General features: G+C 69.0%; 24 protein-coding genes and 1 pseudogene. 11 read left to right on the top strand and 14 right to left on the bottom strand.

The window, feature by feature from the left end; translation table 11 throughout:
- The first annotated feature begins 259 nt into the window (after nt 1-259).
- Nucleotides 260-1180: an AraC family transcriptional regulator gene (locus CFB52_RS31340; RefSeq protein WP_059574821.1), complete on the top strand. Its 921-nt coding sequence runs from the start codon at nt 260-262 to the stop codon at nt 1178-1180.
- A 26-nt stretch (nt 1181-1206) separates the two neighbouring features.
- On the opposite strand, the gene CFB52_RS31335 is transcribed toward CFB52_RS31340, so the two are convergent.
- The gene (locus CFB52_RS31335) at nt 1207-2241 is read right to left on the bottom strand and encodes an MBL fold metallo-hydrolase (protein WP_099318377.1); all 1035 of its coding nucleotides are present in this window, start codon (nt 2239-2241) and stop codon (nt 1207-1209) included.
- A 218-nt stretch (nt 2242-2459) separates the two neighbouring features.
- Here CFB52_RS31335 and CFB52_RS31330 point away from each other — a divergent pair, with 218 nt between their 5' ends.
- Entirely contained in the window at nt 2460-3365 is a 906-nt protein-coding gene (locus tag CFB52_RS31330) for a LysR family transcriptional regulator (protein ID WP_099318376.1), read from the top strand.
- Between the two features lie 24 nt (nt 3366-3389).
- On the opposite strand, the gene CFB52_RS31325 is transcribed toward CFB52_RS31330, so the two are convergent.
- From CFB52_RS31325 to CFB52_RS31305, 5 genes are all read right to left on the bottom strand, one after another.
- Nucleotides 3390-4850: an alginate export family protein gene (locus CFB52_RS31325; protein WP_099318592.1), complete on the bottom strand. Its 1461-nt coding sequence runs from the start codon at nt 4848-4850 to the stop codon at nt 3390-3392.
- 14 nt (nt 4851-4864) lie between these two features.
- The gene (locus CFB52_RS31320; protein WP_089466078.1) at nt 4865-5818 is read right to left on the bottom strand and encodes a VOC family protein; all 954 of its coding nucleotides are present in this window, start codon (nt 5816-5818) and stop codon (nt 4865-4867) included.
- Nucleotides 5819-6133: 315 nt separating this feature from the next.
- A complete protein-coding gene (locus CFB52_RS31315) occupies nt 6134-8023 on the bottom strand; it encodes an amidohydrolase (RefSeq protein ID WP_099318591.1) in 1890 nt (629 codons plus the stop codon).
- Between the two features lie 19 nt (nt 8024-8042).
- Entirely contained in the window at nt 8043-8210 is a 168-nt protein-coding gene (locus CFB52_RS31310) for a DUF1427 family protein (RefSeq protein WP_059579100.1), read from the bottom strand.
- 169 nt (nt 8211-8379) lie between these two features.
- Entirely contained in the window at nt 8380-9066 is a 687-nt protein-coding gene (locus CFB52_RS31305; protein WP_059579098.1) for a hydrolase, read from the bottom strand.
- A 306-nt stretch (nt 9067-9372) separates the two neighbouring features.
- Between CFB52_RS31305 and CFB52_RS31300 the strand changes: the two genes are divergently transcribed.
- Nucleotides 9373-9654, top strand: a complete 282-nt coding sequence (locus CFB52_RS31300; RefSeq protein ID WP_081066619.1) for a XapX domain-containing protein — start codon at nt 9373-9375, stop codon at nt 9652-9654.
- Between the two features lie 8 nt (nt 9655-9662).
- Nucleotides 9663-9791: pseudogene (locus CFB52_RS31295) on the top strand (LysR family transcriptional regulator); the annotation flags it as partial.
- Between the two features lie 173 nt (nt 9792-9964).
- Here the strand turns inward: CFB52_RS31295 and CFB52_RS31290 are convergent.
- Complete coding sequence (locus CFB52_RS31290; protein ID WP_099318375.1) at nt 9965-10702, bottom strand: YoaK family protein; 738 nt, start codon at nt 10700-10702, stop codon at nt 9965-9967.
- Nucleotides 10684-10920, bottom strand: a complete 237-nt coding sequence (locus CFB52_RS31285) for a DUF1427 family protein (RefSeq protein WP_099318374.1) — start codon at nt 10918-10920, stop codon at nt 10684-10686. Before CFB52_RS31285 ends, CFB52_RS31290 begins: the two co-directional genes overlap by 19 nt.
- A gap of 226 nt (nt 10921-11146) precedes the next feature.
- Between CFB52_RS31285 and CFB52_RS31275 the strand changes: the two genes are divergently transcribed.
- From CFB52_RS31275 to CFB52_RS34865, 4 genes are all read left to right on the top strand, one after another.
- Complete coding sequence (locus CFB52_RS31275) at nt 11147-11866, top strand: TetR/AcrR family transcriptional regulator (protein ID WP_060314486.1); 720 nt, start codon at nt 11147-11149, stop codon at nt 11864-11866.
- A 142-nt stretch (nt 11867-12008) separates the two neighbouring features.
- On the top strand, nt 12009-12884 hold the full coding sequence (locus CFB52_RS31270; protein ID WP_099318373.1) for an alpha/beta fold hydrolase: 876 nt from the start codon (nt 12009-12011) through the stop codon (nt 12882-12884).
- Between the two features lie 40 nt (nt 12885-12924).
- Nucleotides 12925-14067 carry an FAD binding domain-containing protein gene (locus CFB52_RS31265; RefSeq protein WP_099318372.1) on the top strand — a complete coding sequence of 381 codons (1143 nt, stop codon included), beginning with the start codon at nt 12925-12927 and terminating at the stop codon, nt 14065-14067.
- A 20-nt stretch (nt 14068-14087) separates the two neighbouring features.
- Nucleotides 14088-14357, top strand: a complete 270-nt coding sequence (locus CFB52_RS34865) for a hypothetical protein (RefSeq protein ID WP_180278291.1) — start codon at nt 14088-14090, stop codon at nt 14355-14357.
- 39 nt (nt 14358-14396) lie between these two features.
- Here the strand turns inward: CFB52_RS34865 and CFB52_RS31255 are convergent, their stop codons facing one another.
- Complete coding sequence (locus tag CFB52_RS31255) at nt 14397-14702, bottom strand: DUF4148 domain-containing protein (RefSeq protein WP_060314497.1); 306 nt, start codon at nt 14700-14702, stop codon at nt 14397-14399.
- A 222-nt stretch (nt 14703-14924) separates the two neighbouring features.
- On the bottom strand, nt 14925-15392 hold the full coding sequence (locus tag CFB52_RS31250; protein ID WP_060314464.1) for an MEKHLA domain-containing protein: 468 nt from the start codon (nt 15390-15392) through the stop codon (nt 14925-14927).
- A 211-nt stretch (nt 15393-15603) separates the two neighbouring features.
- Here CFB52_RS31250 and CFB52_RS31245 point away from each other — a divergent pair, with 211 nt between their 5' ends.
- From CFB52_RS31245 to CFB52_RS31235, 3 genes are read left to right on the top strand one after another with little or no spacing between them, the layout of a single operon-like run.
- Complete coding sequence (locus CFB52_RS31245; RefSeq protein ID WP_099318370.1) at nt 15604-18843, top strand: efflux RND transporter permease subunit; 3240 nt, start codon at nt 15604-15606, stop codon at nt 18841-18843.
- Between the two features lie 53 nt (nt 18844-18896).
- Complete coding sequence (locus CFB52_RS31240) at nt 18897-20333, top strand: efflux RND transporter periplasmic adaptor subunit (RefSeq protein WP_099318369.1); 1437 nt, start codon at nt 18897-18899, stop codon at nt 20331-20333.
- Nucleotides 20334-20364: 31 nt separating this feature from the next.
- Entirely contained in the window at nt 20365-21906 is a 1542-nt protein-coding gene (locus tag CFB52_RS31235) for an efflux transporter outer membrane subunit (RefSeq protein WP_099318368.1), read from the top strand.
- 466 nt (nt 21907-22372) lie between these two features.
- Here CFB52_RS31235 and CFB52_RS31230 read toward each other — a convergent pair whose 3' ends face one another.
- From CFB52_RS31230 to CFB52_RS31215, 4 genes are all read right to left on the bottom strand, one after another.
- Entirely contained in the window at nt 22373-22723 is a 351-nt protein-coding gene (locus tag CFB52_RS31230) for a type II toxin-antitoxin system ChpB family toxin (protein ID WP_059579063.1), read from the bottom strand.
- Nucleotides 22717-22968: an AbrB/MazE/SpoVT family DNA-binding domain-containing protein gene (locus tag CFB52_RS31225; RefSeq protein ID WP_099318367.1), complete on the bottom strand. Its 252-nt coding sequence runs from the start codon at nt 22966-22968 to the stop codon at nt 22717-22719. Before CFB52_RS31225 ends, CFB52_RS31230 begins: the two co-directional genes overlap by 7 nt.
- A gap of 169 nt (nt 22969-23137) precedes the next feature.
- Entirely contained in the window at nt 23138-24598 is a 1461-nt protein-coding gene (locus CFB52_RS31220) for a heavy metal sensor histidine kinase (protein ID WP_059579061.1), read from the bottom strand.
- Nucleotides 24595-25272, bottom strand: coding sequence for a heavy metal response regulator transcription factor (locus CFB52_RS31215; protein WP_059579057.1), 678 nt, complete (start codon nt 25270-25272; stop codon nt 24595-24597). Before CFB52_RS31215 ends, CFB52_RS31220 begins: the two co-directional genes overlap by 4 nt.
- Nucleotides 25273-25347: the final 75 nt, after the last annotated feature.

Genomic DNA, 25347 nt, shown 5'->3' with positions numbered 1-25347 from the left:
CTTGAAGGAAAATGCGCTGTCCGCGCATGCCGCGCACGCGCGGCCGGCACGATCGCTTGCGTGTAAAAGTGGGGCGCTATACTCTGCCGGGCCGCTCGCGCAGGCGTCGCGCCGGGGCACGCACTCACCGCGCGCACGCATTGAAAGCAATTTGTCAGGATGAAGAGCGGACGTTTATGCAAATTCATTTTGAACGTTCGCGCGCGCATCTAAACTGGACTCGTCATTTCACGCTCCGAGTCCCTCGCTGGGGAATTCCATGTCAGACTCCGTCATCGCAGCCCCGACGGCATCGCCTCCGCCACGGCCGAAAGACACGCTCGGGTGCGTGTCGAGCCTGCTGGCGAAGGATGTCGAGACGGCATCCGGCGGCCTGAAGCTCCACCGCAAATGCATGCGCGAAGCGCACGTCGAGCGAATCGACATGCCCGCGTGCGACCGCGGCTTCCTGGTCGGCGTGTCGCTGAACGGCGGCCACCGCCGCACGCTCTATGGGCGCGCCGGCGCGAGCGAACGCCGGTTCCAGCATCACTCGATCTACATTCGCGACTTCTCGCGCCATTTCCACGCGGACCTGTACGGCAATTTCGACTTCGTGCTGGTCGAGCTGCCGCACCCGTATCTGGCGCGCATCGGCCCCGAACACGGCGGCAGCCCGGTCGACGGCCTCACGTGCCGCGTCGATGCGCGCGACCCGGTGCTCGGGCATCTCGCGCACGCGGTGGCCGACAGCCTCGACGCGCCCGGCCCGCTGAACGCGCTGTTCATCGAGCAGGTCGGGCTCGCGATGGGCACGCATCTCGTGCGCCGCTACGGCAACGTGCGCGCGCGCGAACTCGAGCACAAGGGCGCGCTGTCTCCCGCGAAGGTGGCGCTCGCCAAGGAGCTGTTGATGGAAAAGGCGGACCTCGGCGTGTCGATCGAGGAAGTCGCGAACGAATGCGACCTGTCGCGCGGCTATTTCATCCGCGCGTTCTCGCGCACCACCGGCCGCACGCCGCACCAGTGGCTGCTCGAACAGCGCGTGATGCGCGCGCGCGAACTGATCGAGACGTCCGACATGACGCTGGCCGACATCGCGGTCGCGTGCGGCTTCGCCGACCAGAGCCACCTGAACCGCGTATTCGCGCGGATCGTCGGGCACCCGCCCGGCGCGTGGCGGCGCGCACGGGCGCGCTGACCGGCGGCATGGCGCACGCCGGGACGTCACCGCACCGGCGTCGCGTCGTAGTTGACCGGCACCCAGTCGTATTGCGCACCGTCCCGGCGCAGGTGGCCGAGCCCGGGAAACGCGATATGCGCGGCCCCGACGAGATAGCGCCGCTCGGCGACGCGCTTAAGCGTATCCCGCCGCGTGCGGCGGGCGGCCTCGGCATCGCTGTCGTACTGGACCGTCGCGTCGACGTCGCGCAACTGGATCGCCGCCACGTGCACGATGTCGCCCCACGCGAGCAGGCCCGCGCGGCCGCTCTCGATCAGGTAAGCCGTATGGCCCGGCGTATGGCCGGGCATCGGCACCGCGCGAATGCCGGGCGCGAGCGTCGCGTCGCCGCGAAACGTCTTGAAGCGGCCGGCCGCGACGTACGGCGCGACCGCCGCGGCGGCCGCATCGAAGAACGACGCGAGAAACGCCGGCGCGTGCGCCTTGTTCGCCGGATCGAGCCAGTACGCGGCCTCGACGGCGTTCACCCGCACGACGGCATTCGGAAACGTCATCGCGCCATTCGACGCAATGCCGCCGACATGGTCCTTGTGCAGGTGCGTGAGCAGCACTTCGTCGATCTGCGCGGGCGCGTAGCCGGCCGCGCGCAGGTCGTCGAGCAGCTTGCCGCAGCAGTCGCCGTACAGCGTGCCGGCGCCCGCGTCGACGAGGATCCGCTTCGCTCCGGTATCGACGAGGAACGCGTTGATCGACCCTTGCACGGGCGGCTCGAGGAATGCGCGGTCGAGGTCGCGCCGGATCTCGTCCTTCGAGATGTCGCGAAACACCGAATCGACCGGAAACGGATGCGTGCCGTCGGACAGCGCGATCACCGTGAAGTCGCCGATCTTCAGCCGATAGAAGCCGGGCGGCTGCCGGCCCGCGGCGGGCACCGGCGCGTCGGGCTGCACGCCGGACGGCGCATCGGCCCGCACGCCGGCCTGCGCATGCGCGGCGGGCGCCAACAGGCCCGCGCACCCGGCCACGATCAACCAACGGGCCGCCTGCGCGACGCACGCGTGCCGAAACAGGTTCTTCATCGGATCTCCGTGACGAATCGTGCGCGTGGCCCGTCACGAACGGAACGGCCAGCGCAACACGCGATGTCGCGCAGCTTATCGGCCGCCGCGGCGAAAATCCTGAGCGACGCCTGAATTGTCCTGAAGACACGGCGCACGCGATCCGGCCGCCGCGCCGCCCGACGCTAGAATGCGAACCGCATGCAACGCGACGTTGCCACCCGCCCAAGGACGATCTCATGGACAAATTCTCCGCGCTGCGCGCGTTCGTCGAAGTCGCGGAAGCCGGCGGCTTCTCGAGCGCGGGGCGCCGGCTCGATCTCGCCGCTTCGTCGGTCGTGCGCGCGGTGGGCGCGCTGGAGGCGTCGCTCGGTACCGTGCTGCTGAACCGCACGACGCGGCAAGTCACGCTGTCCGACGCGGGCGCCGTCTACTATGCGCGGGCGAAACGCGTGCTCGGCGAGCTCGCCGATGCCGACGCGCTGGTGGCCGACCGCGGCGACGCGCCGTCCGGCCCGCTGCGCGTATCGGTCCCCGTCGCCTACGGGCTGCGCCGCATCGCGCCGCACGTCGCCGCGTTCGTCGCGCGCCATCCGAAGCTCGACCTCGATCTGCAACTGACCGACGAACGCGTCGATCTCGTGTCCGCGCGGATCGACGTCGCGATCCGGCTCGGCGACGCGGCCCCGACCGCGGACGTCGTCGCGCGTCCGCTCGGCACGTTCCGGCGCTACGTGGTCGCGAGCCGCGGCTACCTCGACGCGCACGGCACGCCGGCGACACCCGGCGAACTCGTCGATCACGCGTGCCTGCGCTTTCATTTCGGCGTCGACCAGCAGGCGTGGACGTTCGCCGGCGCGCCACGAACGACGCAGGTCGTCGTCACCGGGCGGCTGAAATCGAATCACAGCGAGGTGCTGCGCGAGGCCGCGCTCGACGGCGCCGGCATCGCGCTGCTGCCCGACTGGCTGGTCGGGGCGGATATCGAAGCCGGCCGCCTGCAGCGGCTGTTCGACCAGTACGACGTGACGCCGGGCTCGGCGCGCGCGGTGATCACGGCCCTGTACCTGCCGAACCAGCGCGGGTCGAAGCGAGTAACGGCGTTCATCGATTTCGTCGAATCGCTCGCCCGCGCGCAGCCCTGATACGCGAGAGCCCGGCGCGGCGCGTCACCAGCCGAACTTCGCTTCCATCCCGACATAGTCGGCATTGCGCGCGCCGAGCGCGCGAATCGACGAGCCGAGCTGGAAGTGCACGGCTTCGAGCGCGAGCGCGACGTTCGCGTTCACGAGCCAGTCGACGCGCGCCTGCGCGTACATCCCCGTCCACGCGCCGCCCTTGCCCGACGTGCCCGGCACCGCCGACATCCCCTGCCCGTAGATCGCGTCGGCCGTCGTCTGCCGCCACTGGAAGCCGACGGCGGTGAGCACCGTCACCGAGCTCGCCGGCTTGAAGGTCAGCGACGGCTTCACGTGGATCAGGTTGCTGTATCCGGTATACCCGGCGAGCGTGAAGTAATAGCCGTTCGGAAACATCGGGTTGAACGTGCCGACGCGCCGGTCGCCCGGATGCGCGTCGCCCGATGCGCCGTCGACCTGGATGCCGACGCGCGGCGTGCCGGCCGTCTTCGCGAACGTGTAGCCGCCCAGCGCGCCGAACGCCCACGCGCCGATCGTGTCCTGCCCGACGTGGCCCGTCTGCAGCATCGCCTCGACGTCCCAGTCGAACCCGTCGGTCTTGCCCGCGTAGCGCATGTCGAACACGTCGCGCCGCTCGGTGCCGGATGCATCCGGATAGCGCGCGTTGTCGCGCGTGTAGCGCGACCAGTACGCGGACAGATCGCCGGGCCCCGTGCCCGTGCGCTCGACGCGCACGCCGTCGAATCGCAGGTGCCGGTTCGACACGTCGTCGAACGCGGCCGCGTTGCGATACTGCACCGGACGCGTCACATAGCCGATCACGCGCCATTTGCCGATTTCGTAATCGGTCCACAGTCCGTCGTATGCCTGGCGCACGTTCGGGCCGTCGCGGACCGACACGAAGCGCTGCAAGTCGAACGCCATCTCCTGCCGGCCGATCCGCGTCTTGAACGTGCCGGGCCCCAGTTGATCGACGTACGCGACGAACGCCTGCTGGAGGTCGAGCTGGTCCTTGTCGACCGGGCCGACCGTATCCTTGCCGAACGGCCGCGCATCGACGAACTGCACGAACGCCTGCAGGTGCCCGCGATAGCGCAGGTCCGCATGCACGTTCGCGCGCTGGATCACGTAGTTGTCGTCGTGCGCGGCGCCGAGGCCGAACAGCGGCGCGTTGTTCAGCTCGAAGCGCTCGCGCAGGTTCGCGCCGAGCGACAGATAGGTCGACGGGTCGTCGCCGAGCGGCACGTATTTCAGCGCGTCGAACGGCTTGCGCGGCACGCACGGATTCGCGAGCGCCGACCAGTCTTCCTGCCAGCGGTTGAACAGCACCGTCGGGCGTTTCGCGGTGCACGACGCGGCGGCGGCAGCCGGCGACGCGGCCGCGCCGGCCGACGCCGCCTCGGCCTCGGCGCCGACGGCGGTACCCGCGTGCGACGCGGCACCGCCCGCGAGCACGACGCACGACAGCGCGCCGCGCCACGATCGCTTCATCGGCCGGCGCACCGTCATTTCGACCGCGCGTGGATCTCGGCGACGTAGCCGCCCGGGAACTGCACGAGCGCCGCGTCGCGCCCGTCCGACTTGAACGGCGGCACGAGCACCGTCACGCCCGCGGCTTCGGCCTGCTTCAGCGTCGCGGCGAGATCGGCCACTTCGTAGCCCGTCATTTCACGCCCGAACGGGTACGGCAGATGACCGTCGGTCGCGAGCACGGTCATCTTGCCGAAGCCCGATTCGATGCGAATGCGGCGATACGTGTCGTTCGGCCGCCCGATTTCGATGCCCGGCGCATGGCGCACGTCCGACACGATCTTGCCGTGCGAGAACGCGGCGAAGTCGCGCGCGAGCTTGCCCGCGCTTTCCGGCGACACGTATACGCGATTCTCCGGCACCGTCTGCAGCGGGTCGTAGTTCGGCGCCTGCGTATGCCAGTACAGCTGCATGTTCACGCCGCCCGGCCAGCGGACGATCGCGTCGCGGCCGATCGGGTCGGGGAACGTCGCCACGACGATGTCCGCGCCATGCGCGCGCGCCGACTTCACCGCGACGTCCATGTCGGTGACGAGATAGCCGGTGCGCTCCTCGCAGAACGGATACGGAATCGGCGTCTTGAAACCGAACACCGAGATCGTGCCGACCGGCGTCAGCACGAGCTGCGACATCGTCTGGCTCGGCGTCGGCGTGACCTGGAACACGCCCTGCTTCGACTTCTTGCCGCCGAACGTCGCGACGAAGCTGTCGGTGAAGCGGTCGAAGTCCTCAGGCGCGACGCACACGTGGGTCGTGTCGTACTGCGGGCCGACCGCAACGGCGGGGAACCGCGCCGCGGCGGCCGGCGACGCGATGTCGTCGAGGTGGGTTTCGTCGGCGAGCGCCGGCGTGCCGGCCAGCAGCGCGGCGAGCACGGCCGACGACGCGGCGGTCATGCGCAGCATGTTGCGCAGGTTCAATAAACTCATCGGTTTTCTCCTTGATGGTGATGCACGCGGCCAGCGCCACGCGCGGATTCGGATTCAGCGGGATACGGGCCACGCGTCCGGGCGGCCGGACGACCGGCGAGAAACACGAGCGGCGCGCGCGGCTTCCCGCCCGGCGGGAGACGGCGCAGACTCGTCGTTTCAGCGCGGTCGCCGCAACGTCACCGAATGGCGGGAACGCTGCCGGTCTGGCGTCGTATATCGTCGAGCACGGTGACGCGCTGCTGGATTTCCCATGGCCGCGACGGCAGCGCGCGGACCTGCGCCGCGGTGTCGCAAGTGGCACGCATCGCCCTGTCAGACCGCCCAGCACGAACAGCCGAACGCGCCCCAGAAACCCTTCGCGTCCGACGTCGGCAATGCGTTCGCCCATGCGCTCGCGTGCGCATGCTGGTGAACGTTGCATTCATTCGCGCAGCCACACATCGCGGCGGCCGCCGCGCGCTGCAACGGCGCGCCGGCGCGCTGCGTCGCGCCCCAGCCGCCATAGCCGCCGAACTCGCGCACCGGCGACCAGTCCGGCATCGCCGGCGGGATCGGCGCGTCGTGCGACGCGAACGGCCCCGCGCCCCACACGATCTTCCCGTCGACCACCGTCAGCAACGCGGTCGTGCCGGCGATATCGTCTTCCGCGCACGCGAAGAAATCGCGATCGGGGACCATCAGGTCGGCAAGCTGTCCCACCGCGATGCGCCCTTTCTTGCCTTCCTCGTTCGAGAACCACGTCACGTACTCGGTCCACATCCGCAGCGCGGTTTCGCGATCGAGCAGGTTGCGCTGCGGATACAGGCGCATGCCGCCGACCGTCTTGCCCGTCACGAGCCATGCAAGCGATACCCACGGGTTGTACGATGCGACGCGCGTCGCGTCGGTGCCGGCCGACACCTTGAGCCCCTTGCCGAGCATCTTCGCGACAGGCGGCGTCGCCTCGGCGGCCTGCGCGCCGTAGCGCTCCACGAAGTATTCGCCCTGGTACGCCATCCGGTGCTGCACCGCGATGCCGCCGCCGAGCGCGGCGATCCGGTCCATCGATTTCTCGGAGATGGTTTCCGCATGATCGAAGAACCAGTTCAGCCCGTCGAGCGGGATGTCTTCGTTGACCTTCTCGAACACGTCCAGCGCGCGGCTGATCGTTTCGTCATAGGTCGCGTGCATGCGCCACGGCCAGCGGTTTTCCGCGAGCACGCGCACGACGCCTTCGAGATCGTCCTCCATCTGCGCGGGCAAATCCGGCCGCGCGACGCGGAAATCCTCGAAGTCGGCCGCGGAAAACGCCAGCATCTCGCCGGCGCCGTTATTGCGGAAGTAGTCGGTGCCGTCGTGGTACTTGACGCTCTTCGTCCAGTTCACGAAGTCTTCCTTCTCCGCGTTCGGCTTCTGCGTGAACAGGTTGTACGCGATCCGGATCGTCATCTCGCCCGCGTCGTGCAGCTTGCGGATCACTTCGTAATCGTCGGGATAATTCTGCGAGCCGCCGCCCGCGTCGATCACGCCCGTCACGCCGAGCCGGTTCAGCTCGCGCATGAAATGGCGCGTCGAGTTGTACTGATACTCGAACGGCAGCTTCGGCCCCTTCGCGAGCGTCGCGTAGAGGATCGTCGCGTTCGGGTTCGCGAGCAGCAGGCCGGTCGGATTGCCCGCGGCATCGCGCAGGATCGTGCCGCCCGGCGGCTCCGGCGTGTCCTTCGTATAGCCGACGACACGCAGCGCGGCCGCGTTCAGCAACGCGCGGTCGTACAGGTGCAGGATGAACACGGGCGTGTCCGGTGCAACCGCGTTGAGCTCATCGATCGTCGGCAGCCGTTTCTCGACGAACTGATGTTCGGTGAAGCCGCCGACGACGCGCACCCACTGCGGCGCGGGTGTCACGGCGACCTGACGCTTGAGCATCTCCATCGCGACCGCGAGCGACGGCACGCCGTCCCAGCGCAGCTCCATGTTGTAGTTCAGGCCGCCACGAATCACGTGGCAGTGGTTGTCGATCAGGCCCGGCAGCACGCCGCGGCCGCCGAGATCGACCACCTTCGTCGCACGGCCCGCGAGCGGCATGACGTCCGCGTCGCTGCCGACGGCGACGAAGCGGCCGGCGGCAATCGCGACGGCCGTCGCGACGGGGTTCGCGCGGTCGAGCGTCGTGAATCGTCCGTTATGCAGGATCAGATCCGGTTGGGTCACGGTTGCGGTCATGTGCATCACCTCTTGTTGATCAGAAGCCAAACAGCTGTTTCACGGTGGGTAACGCTTGCACGCCGATCAGCATGCCGAGCAACCCGACCAGCGCAATCAGCGGCGGTGCGGGAGAGCGAACCTTGATGGCGCTGTAAATCACACCGATCAGCAGGCCCGCACCAAGGGAAACCAGATAAGGTTTCATGCGATCAATCTCCCGGACAATTTCAAATGCAGGCGCGGCGTGCCGAACAGCATGCCGCGGGCGGCATTCGTGTTTTCGGTCACGTCCGCCGCCCGCGGCAATGGAGCCGATGCGGCGCGTTCGCATCGAACCCGTCGCACCGGCATCCGCCGTTGCAGGCCGTCCGCGCTTACTTCGCCGGAACGGGCGCAATCGACTCGTGCGGCGTCGCGGTACGCTGCGGCGCCTTGTGGAGCATCGTGTACGCGTAGTCCACGCCCATCCCGTATGCGCCCGAATGCTCCTTCGCGATCGCCATCACCGCGTCGTACGTCTCGCGGTGCGCCCAGTCGCGCTGCCATTCGAGCAGCACCTGCTGCCACGTGACCGGCACCACGCCGGCCTGCACCATGCGCTGCATCGCGATGTCGTGCGCGGCCTGGGTCGTGCCGCCCGAAGCGTCGGCGACCATGTAGATCTCGTAGTCGCCTTCGAGCATCGCGCACAGCGCGAACGTCGTATTGCAGACTTCGGTCCACAGCCCCGACACGACCACCTTCTTGCGGCCGTTCGCGGCGAGCGCGTCGCGCACCTTCTGGTCGTCCCACGAGTTCATCGACGTGCGTTCGAGCGTCTTCTGGTTCGGGAACACGTCGAGCAGCTCGGGATAGGTGTGGCCGGAGAAGCTCTCGCTTTCGACCGTCGTGATCGTGGTGGGAATGTTGAAGACCTTCGCGGCCTTCGCGAGCCCGACGACGTTGTTCTTCAGCGTCTGCCGATCGATCGACTGCACGCCGAAGGCCATCTGCGGCTGCTGGTCGATGAAGATCAGCTGGCTGTTGTGCGGGGTAAGTACTTCAAGCTTGGGGTTGCTCATGGTGATGATGTCCTTTGACGCGGAGAAAAATGAGACTCGCCTGGCCGACGAATCCGCGAGGCGTCCAATGCGCGGTGTCGGAAGCGTCGGCAGCCGGCCTGCGTCATTCAATACGCGAATGTGCGGCCGCACCAGTTAATTGTTCTGATTCTCGCCACGCTCGACATTCAGACTGAAAAGTTCTGAATTTCGTTGAATGCGCTAACGACGAGCGCGCCGACCTGATAGGCTGGCCCAAGACTTTCGGATCGACGCCAGACCGGTAGGTATCCGTATTTTTAACGGCTGTCATTTCATTCCAGAACGATGAAACCGTACACTGCTTCGCTTTTCGCCGGCATCCTCGCCGGCGTCGTCTACGCGCTGATCGGCGTGCAATCGCCGGCGCCGCCCGCCGTCGCCCTCGCCGGCCTGCTTGGCATTCTGGCCGGCGAACAGATTCTTCCCGTGGTGCGACGGATGCTCGACGGCATCCGACCGGGAACCGCGTGGCGCGACGCGAAGTGCAGCCAGCACATGTTCGGCCCGTTACCTGGCGCTCACACCTCCGACGCTTCCGTGAAGCACCGAGAATCGACACCGACGTGACAGGCACACGTCGAGCGAAGCTCACGCGCATGGGCCGCGTCGTCGTCGACGAAGGCCGTCATCTTCTTGATGCTGCCGAACAGCTTGAACGGAAGGCGCAGCGCGCGAAGTCGCGCGTTGTGCGTGATTTGCGCATCCGCCGCCCCGAGTGTCGGTTTCCGGGAGATCAGCCGTGAACGGTCGAGGCGTCTGGCGCTTGCCGACCTGAATCAAGCCATTCTCGAAGCCAGCGTTGACGGAATGAAGAAACGGGAGCGGCTTCGCCGCCCCCGATGCCGCGCACAGCCGACGCCGCGCGCGGTATCGGCGCTCAGCGCGCCGCGGACGTCTCGCCGGTCCGGCCGGCGCGCCAGGTGAGGAAAACGAGCATCGCGAGCGGCAGCGCCAGCGCCCAGAACGCGGCGTACAGGTAGGCGCTCGCGCCGGCGCCCGCACCGAGCGCGAACCCGGCGACCGGCGGCAGCGTGCGTCGCAGCCGCGCGCGCGCGGCTTCCCGTTCGGCCGGCGCGGCGATCGGCACGAGCCAGTCAAATGCATCGATGACCGCCTGCGTGACGTTGCCGGTCATCACGGTATTCGCGACGACGGTGCGCGCGGTCAGCCGGCCGTGCGCGTTCTGCACGCCCATTGCCGCCGCACCCAGCAGCCCGCAGACGATCGTCGCGGGCGCATCGGCGCTGCCGATCGGCGACGCCGCGACGCCCGCGAGCATGAAGCCGGCCAGCAGGATCGTCTGCAGCGCGTACAGCGAGCGCGCCCGCGGGCCATGCCCGCGCACGCGCATCCGGTGATCGAGCAGGCGGGCGGCCACGATGCCCGCGATGAATGCCGGAAACGCGAGCCACTTGATCATCAGGCCCTGGCCGACACCGGCGAGGCCCGAGCCGATCAGGATGAAGTTGCCGGTAACGTGCGCGGTGAAGAGCCCGAACAGCGCGACGAAGCCGAGCGTGTCGACGTAGCCGGCGATCGAGGCGAGAAACACATCCTCGCCGCGCAGGCGATCGGGGGCCGCCGCGCCCGCTGCCGTTACTTGCGCGGGCTGCATGTCGTGGCTTCCGCGGTTGGGTCGACGGTGCCCGCATCGCGGACCTGCGCGGCGCGCGCGCGCCATTGCGCTCGCGCGAGCGGGACCGCATGCTCGCGCAAGACGAGGCCGAGCCGGCCCGCCAGGGCGATCGGCGGCGGCGCGGGCGATTGCACGCGCACGAGGGGGTGCGGGAGGCCGACTGCGATGCCGGCTCCCGGCGAGATCAGGTAAGGCATGGTCCGTTCCGGTTGCGCCGCCGGCCGGGCCGGCCGAAGGGATTCGGCCGCGTGCGGCGGCTCGGGAGCAAGACTACGGAATGCGGGCCTGAAAGTCATGGCGGCGAACTGAATCGTTCTGAACGCGCGGGGCGGCGACGCCCGCGCCGCGTGGCCGGCTTCGCGGTGGCCGCCTTGCTATTTTTCGATCGATAAGTGCAGAATGGCCGCATTCAGGAGCCGACGCATGACCGACACCAAGCGCAAGGCAGCGCCCCGCACGCGCGGGGCGACTGCCGACGACACCGCCGCCACATCGGGCCGCCGCCTCACGCCGGAAGCGCGCGAGCGGCAGATCGTCGAAAAGGCGGTCGAACACTTCGCGACCCACGGTTTTTCCGGCAGCACGCGCGAGCTCGCGCGGCAGATCGGCGTGACCCAGCCGCTGCTCTACCGGTATTTCCCGAGCAAGGAAGCGCTGATCGATCGCGTATACGACGAGGTCTACACGTGGGATCCCGAGTGGGAAAAACTGATCGCCGACCGCTCGGTTCCACTGCAGCAGCGGCTCGTCGCGTTCTACCGGTCGTATGCGCAGACGATCCTGCGGCGCGAATGGATTCGCACGTTCATCTTCGCGGGGCTCAGCCGCGAGGGCTTCAACACGCGCTATCTGTCGCGGCTGCGCGAACGCGTGTTCCTGCCGGTGCTGCGCGAGCTGCGGCACGCGTACGACATCGCGACGCCGGCGTCGGAAGCGCAGCGCAATGCGGAAATCGAACTGGTGTGGAGCCTGCACGCGAGCATCTTCTATCTCGGCGTGCGCAAGTGGGTATACGGGCTGCCGGTACCCGACGATCTCGACGCGGAAATCGAACGGCAGATCGACGCGTTCCTGAACGGCACGCCGGCCGCGCTGAAGCGTGTCGCGTCCGACGCAGCGGCGAAGCGCGCCCGCCGCTCGTGATGCCGCGGCGCGGCGTGGCGTTGCACCGCGCCCTGGCCGATTCAGAACGATTCAGCCGCGACGTTCGCTGCTTGCCCTATGCTCGGACAGCATTGGACGCGTGCCGTACCGCGCACCGTCCGCATCGAACCGGGGCTCCCACATGACGACCGACACGCTCGTACTCACCCATCACACCATTACCGCGAACGGCATCCGCCAGCACGTCATCGATGCCGGCGCCGGGCCCGTCGTCGTGCTGCTGCATGGCTTTCCTGAAACCAGCTTCGCGTGGCGCTACCAGATCCCGGTGCTCGCGCGGCACTACCGCGTGATCGCGCCCGACCTGCGCGGCTACGGCGAAACCGACAAGCCCGCGGCCGGCTACGACAAGCGCAACATGGCGCGCGATCTCGCCGCGCTGCTCGATGCGCTCGGCATCGACCGCATCGCGCTCGTCGGCCACGATCGTGGCGCACGCGTCGCGACGCGCTTCGCGAAGGACTTCCCCGCGCGCGTCGAGCGGCTCGTCGTGATGGACAACGTGCCGACGCGCATCGTCGCGCAGAACATGACCGCGCAAACGGCGCGCGCGTACTGGTTCTTCCTGTTCCACCAGGTGCCCGACCTGCCGGAGGCGCTGATCGCGGGCAAGGAAGCCGAATGGCTCAGCTATTTCTTCGCCGACTGGTGCTACAACCCGCATGCGATCTCGGGCGATGCATTCGACACGTACGTGCGCGCGTATCGGCGCCCGGGGGCCGTGCGCGGCGCGTTGGCCGACTATCGCGCGAACGCGGAAGACGTGCAGCAGGATCTCGTCGATGCGGATGTCAGGATCGCGTGCCCGACCATGGCGATCTGGGGCGAGGATTTCTACGCGGTCGGCAAGATGTTCGACATGAAGGCCGTATGGGAGAGCATGGCGGCGAACCTGCGGGCCGAGCCGATCGCGCAGTGCGGACACCTGCCGCACGAGGAGCAGCCCGAGCGCGTGAACATGCTGCTGCTCGATTTCCTGCGCGGCTGGGCCGGCTGACGCACCGCCGCTGCACGCGGCATCATCGGAGGACCATCGGATGGGACACGGATCGGGCCGCAAGGCCGTCATCGCCGGCGGATCGGTCGGCGGGCTGTTCGCGGCGACCGCGTTGCGCGCGGCCGGCTGGGACGTCCGCGTATTCGAGCAATCGCCGCACGAACTCGACAGCCGCGGCGGCGGCATCGTGCTGCAGCCGCCGATCGAGCGCGCGTTCGCGTTCGGCGGCGTGCCGCTGCCGCGCGCGGCCGGCGTCGATTCGATCGACCGGATCTACGTCGACGCACAGGACCGGATCGTGCAACGCTTCGCGATGCCGCAGACGCAGACCGCGTGGAACGTGATCTACACGGCGCTCAAGCGTGCGTTGCCGGCCGGCATCCTCCACGCCGGCGACGCGTTCGAGCGGTTCGAGCAGGACGGCGAGCGCATCGTCGCGCACTTCGCGAGCGGCCATGCCGAGACGGGCGACCTGCTGATCGGCGCGGACGGCGGCCGCTCCACCGTGCGCGCGCAGTTGCTGCCGGACGTGCGGCCGACGTATGCGGGCTATGTCGCGTGGCGCGGGCTCGTCGACGAACGCGCGCTGCCCGAGCAGGTGCTGGTTCTGCTGCGCGAACGCTTCACGTTCCAGCAAGGCGACCGGCACCTGTTCCTCACCTATCTGGTGCCCGGCGCCGACGGCGCACTCGAACCGGGCGGGCGGCGCGTGAACTGGGTGTGGTACCGGCGTCTCGCGTCCGACCGGCTGGCATCGCTGTTCCTTGCACGCGACGGCACGCAGCGCGACGGGTCGCTGCCGCCCGGCGCGATGCGCGACGACAACCGCGCGGAACTCGTCGACGCCGCCGACCGGATGCTCGCGCCGACGCTCGCCGCGCTCGTCGACGCGACGCCCGCGCCATTCGCGCAGGCGATCCTCGATCTCGCCGTCGAGCGGATGGCGTTCGGGCGCGCGGTGCTGCTCGGCGACGCCGCCTGCATGGTGCGCCCGCACACGGCGGCGGGCGTCGCGAAAGCGGCCGACGATGCGGTCGGTCTCGCGCAGGCGTTGCGCGACGTCGCGCCAGGCAGCAGGTTCGACGCCGGGCTGGCCGGCTGGGACGCCCGTCAGCGCGCCGCCAGCGCATCGATCGCCGCGCGCGGAATCGCGCTCGGCGCACGTTTGATGGGCGCGGCCTGAGCGTTCGCGGGCCGCGTGTCATGCGCCCGGCGCGGCGCATCGGACTCCGGGTCGAGCGCGTGCAGCACGCTCGCGCGCCCGCCGTCGTCATCCGGCAGTTGCGGCTGGCCGCGCGCGAAGGCCGGCGTGGCGGCGGCCGTGCCGACGCAAAGAGCGAGCAACGCAGCGGCGACAAGCTTGCGATTCATGATGACACTCCCGAGAACGATTCGATGGGGACGCGCCGCCGGCACGACCGCGCGAGCGAAAGCGATTCGTTGCGTGACGGGTGCGTTGCCGGCGTCGAATGACCCGACGCCGGCGGCGGACGGCGGCTGAAAAAGCCGCGTTCAGTGGTGCTCGAACAACTGCTGCGTGTCGAGCGACGCGAGCGACGGCACGCCCGTCGCGGCGGCGGCATCCGGCCGTGCAGCGACCGACTGCGGATGCTGGGCGGCGACCTTCGCCTCCGCTGCCTGGATGTCCTCGGGATAGTAAGGATCGCTGCCGACCGGCCGATAACCGGCCTTTTCGACACGGACGAGATCGGCGCGCACGTCGGCCCGTGTGAGCGCATGGTCGGCGGTTTGCGCAAATGCGACGATCGGTGCGCTCAGCGCACAGGAAAGCAGGACTGCACGAATCAGGTTGTTCATGATGTTCACCTCTCAAAGATGGCGTGTTCGCGTCCGCAGATCAGGCCGGACATCCGCTCCCCATCGATGTGATGAAGAGTTGGGATCATTCTGCGATTCGCGCGCTTTCCTGAAGGTGAGGCTTCGATTACGGTTTTGTTATCCGGGCGCGGGCGCCCGTCGTGCAGGGGCGCCCGGCTCGCCGGGCACCGCGCAGGCGCGCACGTCGGACGACCGTCGCGTTCATGCGGACGCGTCGAGCGGCCGCACTTCCGGAATCATCGCGGCCTGGCCGCGCACGATTCCGTCTGCGTCCGTGAGCTGCCACACGGTCGCGCGCTCGATCCAGAACCGCTTGCCGGATTTCGTGACCCGCACGCCGCGGTATCCGGACACGAAGCCGTCCCGCATCACCTTGTCGAGGAATATCTGCCGTTCGCGCCGCTCCATCGGCTCCGCCGACAGGCGCGACGGCAACGCCGTCAGTTCGTCCCAGTCGTATTCGAAAATCGCCTGCGCGCGCCGGTTGCCGTACACGAACACCGGATCGGCCGACGTGTCGTGCGCCAGCACGCCGAACGGCGCCGTCTCGTACAGCCACGCGGCGCCGTCGGACGCGCTCATCCCGTCGGGAACGAGCGGATGGTGCAACAGCCGGCGGTAGGAATCGGCGAGAAGGAGGAAGAAATCTGCATCGGTGCGCAACGACATCGGTCAGGCTCCTGAAAGCGGCGGGATACGGGAACGCGTGAAGGTTCACGGCCGGACATTATAGGGACGAAGCGGCGCGGCCGGCGCCGCCGCATCCGCACAGATAACGACTTCGTAATCTTCGGGTCAGGGTCGGGTCAACGCCGCGCCGGCAGACTGCATGCTCGTCGCATCGAATGCGCATCCGAGCCCTGCTTCGAGGAGCACCATCATGTGGATCGTCCGGCTGGCGTTACGCAGGCCCTACACGTTCGTCGTACTCGCGCTGCTGATCTTCATCGCGGGGCCGCTTGCCCTGCTGCGCACGCCGACCGACATTTTTCCGAGCATCGACATTCCGGTCGTCAGCATCGTCTGGTCGTACAACGGCTTCTCCGCGGAGGACATGGCCAAGCGGATCACGTCGAACTACGAACGCGCGCTCACGTCCGACGTCGACGACATCGAGCACATCGAGTCGCAGTCGCTGAACGGCGTGTCCGTCGTGAAGATCTTCTTCCATCCGGGCGCCGACATCAATCGCGCGATCGCGGAAGCCGCGAGCAACGCCGCGTCGATCCTGCGCATCCTGCCGCCCGGCACGCTGCCGCCGAACATCATCACGTACAACGCGTCGACGGTGCCGATCCTGCAGCTCGGGCTGTCGAGCGGCACGCTCGCCGAGCAGCAGCTGTACGACCTCGGCAACAGCTTCATCCGCACGCAGCTCGCGACCGTCCAGGGCGCGGCCGTGCCGCTGCCGTTCGGCGGCAAGATCCGCCAGATCGTCGTCGATCTCGATACGCGCGCGCTGCAGGCGAAGGGGCTCGCGCCGATCGACGTCGTGAACGCGATCAACGCGCAGAACCTGATCCTGCCGGGCGGCACCGCGAAGATCGGCACGCACGAATACAACGTGCAGATGAACGGCAGCACGCAGACGGTCGCCGCGCTGAACGACCTGCCGGTGAAGACGATCGGCGGCAATGTCGTGTACGTGCGCGACGTCGCGCACGTTCGCGACGGCTACGCGCCGCAGACCAACATCGTGCGCGTGGACGGCAAGCGCGCGGCGCTGCTGACGGTCGAGAAGACCGGCAGCGCGTCGACGCTGACGATCATCGACCAGGTGAAGGCGATGCTGCCGAAGATCGCGGCCGGCCTGCCGAAGGCGCTGCACATTTCGCCGCTCGACGATCAGTCCGTGTTCGTGAAGGCGGCGGTCCAGGGCGTCGTGCGCGAGGCGCTGATCGCCGCGTGCCTGACCGCGCTGATGATCCTGCTGTTTCTCGGCAGCTGGCGCGCGACGCTGATCATCGCGGTATCGATTCCGCTCGCGGTGCTCACGTCGCTGCTCGCGCTGTCCGTGCTCGGCCAGACCATCAACATCATGACGCTCGGCGGGCTCGCGCTCGCGGTCGGGATCCTCGTCGACGACGCGACCGTCGCGATCGAGAACATCACGCATCATCTGGAGCTCGGCGCGCCGCTAGAGGAAGCCATTCTGACCGGCGCGGGCGAAATCGCGGTGCCGACCTTCGTGTCGACGCTGTCGATCTGCATCGTGTTCGTGCCGATGTTCCTGCTCACGGGCGTCGCGCGCTATCTGTTCGTGCCGCTGGCCGAGGCCGTGATCTTCGCGATGATCGCGTCGTACTTCTTCTCGCGCACGCTGGTGCCGACGCTCGCGATGGCGCTGATGCGCGCGAAGGGGCAAGGCCGGCCGCCGCGCGGCGTATTCGCGTGCGTCGCGCGTTTCCAGGCCGCGTTCGAGCATCGCTTCGAGGCCGTGCGGCTGCGCTATCGCGCGGTGCTCTCGGCGGCGATCGCGCGGCGCCGCCGCTTCGCGGCCGCGTTCCTGCTCGCGTGCGTCGCGTCGACGGGCCTCTACGCGTTCGCCGGTCAAGACTTCTTCCCGTCGGTCGACACCGGCGAAATCCGCCTGCACCTGCGCGCGCCGACCGGCACGCGAATCGAGGAAACCGCGCGGCTGACCGACGAAGTCGAAGCGAAGATCCGCGGCGTGATCCCGGCCAACGAACTCGCGGGCGTGCTCGACAACATCGGCGTGCCGGTGAGCGGGATCAACCTCACGTACGACTCGTCGGACCCGATCGGCACCGAGGACGCCGACGTGCTCGTCACGCTGAAACCGAATCACGCGTCGACGGCCGCGTACGTCGCGAAGCTGCGCAACGTGCTCGCGCAGTCGTTCCCCGGCGTGACGTTCGCGTTCCTGCCGGCCGACATCGTCAGCCAGATCCTGAACTTCGGGCTGCCCGCGCCGATCGACATCCAGATCGTCGGCAACAAGCTCGACCAGAACCGCGCGGTCGCGAATGCGCTGCTCGCGAAACTGCGCGGCGTGCGCGGGCTCGTCGACGCGCGCATCCAGCAGCCTGGCGACGAACCGGCGATCAACGTGAACGTCGACCGCACGAAGGCGATCCAGGCCGGCCTCGAGCAGCGCGACGTCGCGCAGAACCTGCTGATCGCGCTGTCCGGCAGTTCGCAGACCACGCCGAACTTCTGGCTCGATCCGCGCAACGGCGTCAGCTACCCGGTGCTCGTGCAGACGCCGCAATACACGGTGAATTCGCTGCAGTCGCTCGCGAACGTGCCGCTGCCCGCCGGCACCGCGCGCGCGCCGCAGACGCCGGCCGGCGGCCCGGCCGCGGGCGCGCCCGCGCAGAACCTGCTCGGCTCGCTCGGCACGTTCTCGCGCTCGACGCAGCAGGCCGTGGTGTCGCACTACAACGTGCAGCCGGTGCTCGACATCTTCGCGTCGGTGCAGGGGCGCGACCTCGGCGGCGTCACGGCCGACGTGACGAAGCTCGTCGACGCCGCACGCGCGCAACTGCCTCCCGGCTCGTCGATCGTGCTGCGCGGCCAGGTGCAGGCGATGCACGAGTCGTTCACGGGCCTGCTCGGCGGCCTCGCGCTCGCGATCGCGCTCGTCTACCTGCTGATGGTCGTGAACTTCCAGTCGTGGCTCGATCCGCTCGTGATCGTCGGCGGGCTGCCGGCGTCGCTCGCCGGCATCGCATGGATGCTGTTCGTCACGCGCACCACGCTGTCGGTGCCCGCGCTGACCGGCACGATCCTGTGCATCGGCATCGCGACCGCGAACAGCATTCTCGTCGTGAACGCGGCGCGCGAACTGCTCGCGGGCGGCGCGTCGCCGTGGCAAGCGGCGCTCGATGCCGGTTTCAACCGCTTCCGCCCCGTCGTAATGACCGCGCTCGCGATGCTGATCGGCATGCTGCCGATGGCGCTCGGGCTCGGCGACGGCGGCGAACAGAATGCGCCGCTCGGCCGCGCGGTGATTGGCGGCCTCGCGTTCGGCACGGTGTCGACGCTGCTGTTCGTGCCGGTGGTGTTCGGCTTCGTCCACGCGTGGCTCGCGCGGCGCCGCGACGCCGCGGCCGCCCGGCGCGCGCAGCCCGCGCCCGATACGCCGGCACTGCGTTGAGCGCGCACGGCCGCCCCTTCCCATCCTTCGATTCGCCCGACCCCGGACCCATCATGAACGACTCGATCGAACCCGTCGCCCCGCCGCCGGCCGCCGAAACGGCCACCGCGGCCCCCGCTGCCGCAGCCGTGCCGCCCGCCGCGCGCGGCGCCGCCTCCGACACCCCGCCGGCTCGCCGCGGCCGCAAGCTGACCGTGCCGCTCGCGGCCGCCGCGCTCGCCGCCGCGCTGCTCGCGCTCGGCATCGTGCCGCGTATCGACGCGCGCGCCGCGCAGCGTGCGCAGGTGGCCGCGCAGCAGGCGCTGCCAGTGTCGGTCGTCGTGCCCGGCACGGCGCCGGCCGACCAGACGCTGACCCTGCCCGGCGCGGTGACGCCGTATGCGGACGCATCGATCTATGCGCGCACGAGCGGCTATATCGCGCACTGGAGCGCCGATCTCGGCACGCACGTGAAGGCCGGCCAGACGCTCGCGCAAATCTCGGCGCCCGATCTCGACGCGCAGTTGCGCCAGGCGCGCGCGGACGAAGCGAGCGCGCAGGCGAACTACGACTATGCGAAATCGACCGCGCAGCGCTGGCAGGACATGCTGAAGACGCAATCGGTGTCGCAGCAGGACACCGACACGAAGGTCGCGGACATGAACGCGAAGCGCGCGATGCTCGCCGCTGCGCAGGCGAACGTCGCGCATCTTGCCGAACTCGTGTCGTACGAATCCGTCACCGCGCCGTTCGACGGCGTGATCACCGCACGCAACGTCGACGTCGGCACGCTCGTCACCGCGGGCGGCACGCCGGGCAGCCCGGGCCTGTCTGGCGAACTGTTCCACCTCGAACAGACGGACACGCTGCGCGTGTTCGTCGATGTGCCGCAGGACAGCGCGACGGGCGTGTCGACCGGCACACCGGTCTACCTGACGACGCCGCAGTATCCGGGGCGGCGCATCGCCGCGCGCGTCGCGCGCAGCGCGGGCGCGATCGATCCCGTCACGCGCACGCTGCGCGTCGAGATCGACGTCGACAATCGCGACGGCACGCTGATGCCCGGCGCGTACGCGCAGGCGCATCTCGTCGTGCCGAGCGCGGCGCCGGCGCTCGAGCTGCCGGTCAGCGCGCTGCTGTTCCGTCCGAACGGCGTGACGGTGGCCACCGTCGGCGCGAACGGGCGCACCGCGCTGAAGACCGTGCAGATCGGGCGAGATTTCGGCACGCGGGTGGAGATCGTCGCGGGGCTCGCGGCAACCGATCGCGTGATCGACAACCCGGGCGATGCGATCACGGCAGGGGAGACCGTGAAGATCGTGTCGACCGCGCACGATGCGGCGCCGGTCGCTGCTTCGCCGGCTTCGGCCGCTTCGGCCGCTTCCGCCGCGCAGGCCACGCAGGCCGCGCAACCGGCGTCTGCGGCCGATGCACGCAACGTGCCGCCGCCGCGCGCGGCCGGCGCCGCACCGGCTACGTCAACGCCCGCTGCCGCGCCCGCCCGCGGCTGACCCATCGACGACGAATCACGAGATACCTGCCATGCGCCTCCGTCATCCGCTTCCGTTCGCACGCCGCATCGTCACGCTCGCCGCCACCGCCGCACTGACCGCCTGCTCGACGCTGCCGCCCTACTCGCCGCCCGCCGTCGCGGTGCCCGCGCACTACGCGGGCGCGCCGGCCGCACCTGCCGCGCAGGCCGGCTGGCACGTCGCGATGCCGGCCGACGCCGCCGCGCGCGGCGCGTGGTGGACGGTGTTCGGCGACGCCGACCTGAACGCGCTCGAAGCGCGCGTCGACGTGTCGAACCAGACCGTGAAGAAAGCCGTCGCCGATCTGCAGCAGGCACGCGCGATGGTCGACTATCAGCACGCCGGATTCCTGCCGACGATCACCGCGGGCGTCGCGCAAAGCCGCGCGCGCGTGTCGCGGAACCGGCTCGGCTCGTCGCTCGCCGGCAAGACGACGCCCGACTACCAGGCCGGCGTGGCCGCGAGTTGGGAGCCCGACGTGTTCGGCCGCGTGCGCGATGCGGTGACGGGCGCGCAGGCGAACGCGGCCGCGAGCGCGGCCGACCTGCAGGCCGTGAAGCTATCGGTCACGGCCGAACTCGCGACCGATTATTTCGCGCTGCGCTCGCTCGACACGCAGAAGCAACTGCTCGACGACACGGTTAGCGCGTACGCGGACGCGCTGACGCTGCTCAGGCAGCAACTCGCGGCCGGTGCGATCGACGCGTCGGCCGTCGCCCAAGCTCAGACGCAACTCGAATCGACGCGCACGCAGGACACCGACATCGACGCGTCGCGTGCGCAGTTGCAGCATGCGATCGCGACGCTCGTCGGCGAAAGCGCATCGACGTTCGCGCTGCCGCCCCGCGTGCAGGCGTTCCACGTGCCGGCCATTCCGGCCGGCGTGCCGTCGCAACTGCTGGAGCGGCGGCCCGACATCGCGGCGGCCGAGCGTCGCGTCGCGGCCGCGAACGCGCAGATCGGAGAGGCACGTGCCGCGTTCTTTCCCGATCTGGTGCTGTCGGCGAGCGCGGGGCTCGAGAGTTCGTTCTTCGCGCCGTGGCTCGCCGCGCCGAGCCTGTTCTGGTCGATCGGCCCGCAGCTCGCCGGCACGCTGTTCGACGGCGGCCGCCGCAGCGCATCGCTGCGCGGCGCGCATGCGCAATACGACGGCGCGGTCGCCGATTACCGGCAAACCGTGCTCGTCGCGTTCCAGCAGGTGGAGGATCAGTTGTCCGCGCTCGATGCGCTCGCTTCCGAAGCCGGCAGCCAGCAACGCGCGACCGACGCGGCCGATCTGTCGCTGCGGCTGACGACGAATCGTTTCAACGCCGGCGCCGTCAGCTATCTCGATGTGGTTACCGCGCAGACGATCGCGCTGACGAACCGGCGCACCGCCGATCAGATCGACGCGCGCCGGATGGAGGCGGCGGTCGGCCTGCTGAAGGCGTTGGGCGGCGGCTGGCAGGCGGGCGCGGGCGCGGAATCAGGCGCGGAATCGAACGCCGGCGCGAAGGAACACGCGGCGGCCGTGCGGCCCGAACCCGCCGTCACACAGCCGGCGGCCGGTTGAACGTGAGAGGCGCGCAGCCGTAGCACCATTTCAACTCTTCGATCGGCGGACGAAAGGTTGCACGTCGGTAATACGGCTCGTTGACGTCACACTGCGACATATCACCGTCAGTCATGCGAACCATGTCTTCCCCATCACTTGCGCCCGGGTCGATTGCCTCGCGGTAGTTGGGTGCCACTCTCCGGTCTCGTACGTCCGGTTGACCTGCCGCTGGCAAGCGAATGGTCCCCGGCCTCGTTCTGGATCAAGCTCCAATAGTGCTGGGGCGTGCTCGCGTAATTGTCCATCTGCGAGCAGGGCTTCGACCAATTCGCCGGCAATGACGTCGCCGAGACGCTCCGCATCGAACAGCCGCCCACGGTTGCACGCGCCAACGCCGTGCGCGCCGCATTTGAGGCAGCGAACCGACGCGTTGATCGCACTGTCGATTGGCGATGTCACTTACCGGCGAGGCCGGCGTTTCCCGTCATTCCAAAATGGTTTGCAGGCGAGCGAGCGCATCTTCGACAACTTCAATGGGGGCACGCTCGACCTTGCGTGCGCCGCGCGCCTCGAGGTCGAGCGTGCGGACCATGTTCACCAGCGCCACGCCCTGCGTCTCCGTCCCCGAACCCGAGAGCGGCACAGCGAATCCCGCGTATCGCGCGAATTCGCCGCCCTGCGTAATTGGCGCGACGAGCGCCACGCCAAGCGTGTTGAACGCGGCGGGTGACAGAACCAGCGCGGGACGGAAATCCCCTTGCTGTTCTTTGCCCACTGTCGGATTCAGGCTAACCCGCACGATATCGCCACGGTCGAACTTGACGCGCCTCACCATGCCTCACGTCCCACGGGCTTGACTTCACCCCACGCGACGAGGTCTGCCGGTTGCGGAGCCTTCGGATCGCATTGCGCAACGAGTTCATCCAGCGAATATTTGCGCCGCGCGGGCGAAAGCAACAAGCCATCCGGCCGTACATCGGCGTGCAGAGAACTGCCAGCCGACGCGCCGATCTGCTCCAACAACACAGCAGGAAGCCGCACGGCCGCACTGTTGCCCCACTTCTGAATTTTGAGTTCCATATCACGCTCCGAATGTTTATCCATTGTAGACACGCGCCGCAGAAATGGCAAGCCGTTTGTATCTACATTGATTCTACATTCGGTTCGTTTGAAGACCCCGCAAACGGCTGCCCTGTTTCGAACGCCGGCGCGAAGGAACACGCGGCGGCCGCGCAGCCCGAGCCCGCCGTCACACAGCCGGCGGCCGATTGAACGTGAGCACGAAGCGCGTGCCGCGCGCGTCGCTTTCGACCTGCGCGGTGCCGCCGTGCAGTTCCATCACCGAGCGCACGATCGCGAGGCCGAGCCCTGCCGTGCCGCCCGGCGCGCCGCCGCTGCGCGCGGGGTCGCCGCGCACGAAGCGGTCGAAGATCCGCGGCAACAGCGCGGGATCGATCGGCTCGCCCGGATTCGCGACGACGACGCGCACCGCGTCGGCGGTTTCATCGACACTCAGCGTGATGACGCCGCCGGCGGGCGTGTAACGCAGCGCGTTCGCGAGCAGGTTGCCGACCGCGCGGCGGAACAGCTCGACGTCGGCGGTCAACTGCCCGTGCCCGTCGACGCGCAGCGCCGAGCCCGCCTCGTCGGCGAGCCCCTCGAAATACTCGGCGATGCGCTCGAGTTCGTCGCGCACGTCGAATGCGCGCTGCCGCGTGACGAAGCTCGGATGCTCGGCGCGCGCGAGAAACAGCACGTTCTCGATCATCCGTGCGAGGCGATCGTATTCCTCGAGATTCGATTCGAGCAGCGTCTGGTACTCGTCGGCCGAACGCGGCCGCGCGAGCGCGACTTCGGTGGCGCCGCGCATGTTGTTCAGCGGCGTGCGCAAGTCGTGCGCGAGATCGGCGCTGAATTGCGACAGATGCGCGAACGCCTGCTGCAGGCGGCCGAGCATCGCATTCTGCGCATCGACGAGCGCGCGCAGCTCCGGCGGCGCGCGCGACGCGTCGAGCCGCGTGTCGAGCTTGTCGACCGTGATCCGGCCGGTGTCGTCGACGATCTCGCGCAGCGGCGCGAGCGCCTTGCGGATCAGCCAGTAGCCGAGCAGCAGCGCGAACAGCGCGCCGACGCCGCCGGCAAGCATGAGCCGGTTGCGGTAGCCGTCGAGCAGTTCGGCCCGGTCGCGCATGTTGCGCGCGATCGCGATGCGGATAGGCGTGCGGTCGCCGAGCGCGGCCTCGATCGCGACGCCGCGCATCGGCGTGCCGCCGGCGGCGGTCCATGTGACGAGCCGGTCGGCCGTGATCCGGTCGTTCGCGGGAACCGGCGCCGCGTGCGGCGCGAACAGTTGCGCGTCGGCCAGCGGAACCGATGCGGCCGCGGGTGCATCGTCGAGCGCGACGAGCCGGACGTTGTGGCGCGCGAGCACGTCGCCCTGCGCATCGACGACGACCATCGACAGCGCCTCGTTGCCCAGCACCTGGCTCGTCAGCCGCTCCGCGTGCGCGCGAACCGCATCGAGCGACTCGAGCTCGCCCGCGAGCCGGCGCGTGTGGCGCGCGGCCAGCACGATGTCGAGATCGTCCTGCGTGTTCACCTGCCGCTCGAGGCCCGCATACACATACGCGCCGACGAGCGCGAACGCGGCCAGCGTGGTCGCGGCGAAAGCGAGCGCGAGTGTCGCCGCGAGCGAGCGCGCGCGCGTCATGCGCCGTCCTTCGGCTCGAGCACGTAGCCGACGCCGCGCACGGTATGGATCAGCTTGACCGGAAACGCGTCGTCGATCTTCGCGCGCAGGCGCCGGATCGCGACCTCGACGACATTGGTGTCGCTGTCGAAATTCATGTCCCACACGTACGATGCGATCTGCGTGCGGCTCAGCACCTCGCCCTGCCGGCGCGCGAGCAGTTGCAGCAGCGAGAATTCGCGCGGCGTCAGGTCGATTCGCGTGGCGCCGCGCTTCACGCGGCGGCGCACCACGTCGATTTCCAGATCGCCGACCGCCAGGTGCTCGGTCTCGCGCGGCGGCCCGCGACGCGCGAGCGTGCGGATGCGGGCCAGCAGCTCGACGAACGCGAACGGCTTCACGAGGTAATCGTCGGCGCCGAGTTCGAGGCCGTGCACGCGGTCCTGCACGTCGTCGCGCGCGGTCAGGAACAGCACGGGCGTCGTATGCGTCTCGCGCAGCCGCTTGAGCACGCCCCAGCCGTCGAGCACGGGCAGCATCACGTCGAGCACGATCACGTCGTAACGCTCTTCCTGCGCGAGCATCAGCCCTTCGGCGCCGTCCTTCGCGAGATCGACGCTGAAGCCCGATTCCTCGAGCCCTTTCTTCAGGTACGCGCCCGTTTTCGGTTCGTCTTCGACTATCAGGATGCGCATGGCCGGCTCCGTCGCATTCGTGGTGACATACGGCGATGTTACCCGGAAACGGCGACACGGCCGCGCTCCGTGCAG

This window comes from Burkholderia sp. AU18528 (assembly GCF_002223215.2).
GTDB lineage: Bacteria > Pseudomonadota > Gammaproteobacteria > Burkholderiales > Burkholderiaceae > Burkholderia > Burkholderia semiarida.
Note: the sequence above shows the minus strand (reverse complement) of the source record. Positions and strands in the feature narration are given on the sequence as shown.

Excerpts from the sequence above, each read along its gene's own strand:
- CFB52_RS31235 (WP_099318368.1), top strand. The coding sequence starts at position 20,365 with ATGCGCCTCCGTCATCCGCTTCCGTTCGCACGCCGCATCGTCACGCTC.
- CFB52_RS31315 (WP_099318591.1), bottom strand. The coding sequence starts at position 8,023 with ATGACCGCAACCGTGACCCAACCGGATCTGATCCTGCATAACGGACGA.
- CFB52_RS31325 (WP_099318592.1), bottom strand. The coding sequence starts at position 4,850 with ATGAAGCGATCGTGGCGCGGCGCGCTGTCGTGCGTCGTGCTCGCGGGC.
- CFB52_RS31240 (WP_099318369.1), top strand. The coding sequence starts at position 18,897 with ATGAACGACTCGATCGAACCCGTCGCCCCGCCGCCGGCCGCCGAAACG.
- CFB52_RS31335 (WP_099318377.1), bottom strand. The coding sequence starts at position 2,241 with ATGAAGAACCTGTTTCGGCACGCGTGCGTCGCGCAGGCGGCCCGTTGG.
- CFB52_RS31340 (WP_059574821.1), top strand. The coding sequence starts at position 260 with ATGTCAGACTCCGTCATCGCAGCCCCGACGGCATCGCCTCCGCCACGG.
- CFB52_RS31230 (WP_059579063.1), bottom strand. The coding sequence starts at position 22,723 with ATGGTGAGGCGCGTCAAGTTCGACCGTGGCGATATCGTGCGGGTTAGC.
- CFB52_RS34865 (WP_180278291.1), top strand. The coding sequence starts at position 14,088 with ATGCGCCCGGCGCGGCGCATCGGACTCCGGGTCGAGCGCGTGCAGCAC.
- CFB52_RS31330 (WP_099318376.1), top strand. The coding sequence starts at position 2,460 with ATGGACAAATTCTCCGCGCTGCGCGCGTTCGTCGAAGTCGCGGAAGCC.
- CFB52_RS31250 (WP_060314464.1), bottom strand. The coding sequence starts at position 15,392 with ATGTCGTTGCGCACCGATGCAGATTTCTTCCTCCTTCTCGCCGATTCC.
- CFB52_RS31305 (WP_059579098.1), bottom strand. The coding sequence starts at position 9,066 with ATGAGCAACCCCAAGCTTGAAGTACTTACCCCGCACAACAGCCAGCTG.
- CFB52_RS31225 (WP_099318367.1), bottom strand. The coding sequence starts at position 22,968 with ATGGAACTCAAAATTCAGAAGTGGGGCAACAGTGCGGCCGTGCGGCTT.
- CFB52_RS31265 (WP_099318372.1), top strand. The coding sequence starts at position 12,925 with ATGGGACACGGATCGGGCCGCAAGGCCGTCATCGCCGGCGGATCGGTC.
- CFB52_RS31290 (WP_099318375.1), bottom strand. The coding sequence starts at position 10,702 with ATGCAGCCCGCGCAAGTAACGGCAGCGGGCGCGGCGGCCCCCGATCGC.
- CFB52_RS31275 (WP_060314486.1), top strand. The coding sequence starts at position 11,147 with ATGACCGACACCAAGCGCAAGGCAGCGCCCCGCACGCGCGGGGCGACT.
- CFB52_RS31300 (WP_081066619.1), top strand. The coding sequence starts at position 9,373 with ATGAAACCGTACACTGCTTCGCTTTTCGCCGGCATCCTCGCCGGCGTC.
- CFB52_RS31285 (WP_099318374.1), bottom strand. The coding sequence starts at position 10,920 with ATGCCTTACCTGATCTCGCCGGGAGCCGGCATCGCAGTCGGCCTCCCG.
- CFB52_RS31245 (WP_099318370.1), top strand. The coding sequence starts at position 15,604 with ATGTGGATCGTCCGGCTGGCGTTACGCAGGCCCTACACGTTCGTCGTA.
- CFB52_RS31310 (WP_059579100.1), bottom strand. The coding sequence starts at position 8,210 with ATGAAACCTTATCTGGTTTCCCTTGGTGCGGGCCTGCTGATCGGTGTG.
- CFB52_RS31220 (WP_059579061.1), bottom strand. The coding sequence starts at position 24,598 with ATGACGCGCGCGCGCTCGCTCGCGGCGACACTCGCGCTCGCTTTCGCC.
- CFB52_RS31320 (WP_089466078.1), bottom strand. The coding sequence starts at position 5,818 with ATGAGTTTATTGAACCTGCGCAACATGCTGCGCATGACCGCCGCGTCG.
- CFB52_RS31255 (WP_060314497.1), bottom strand. The coding sequence starts at position 14,702 with ATGAACAACCTGATTCGTGCAGTCCTGCTTTCCTGTGCGCTGAGCGCA.
- CFB52_RS31215 (WP_059579057.1), bottom strand. The coding sequence starts at position 25,272 with ATGCGCATCCTGATAGTCGAAGACGAACCGAAAACGGGCGCGTACCTG.
- CFB52_RS31270 (WP_099318373.1), top strand. The coding sequence starts at position 12,009 with ATGACGACCGACACGCTCGTACTCACCCATCACACCATTACCGCGAAC.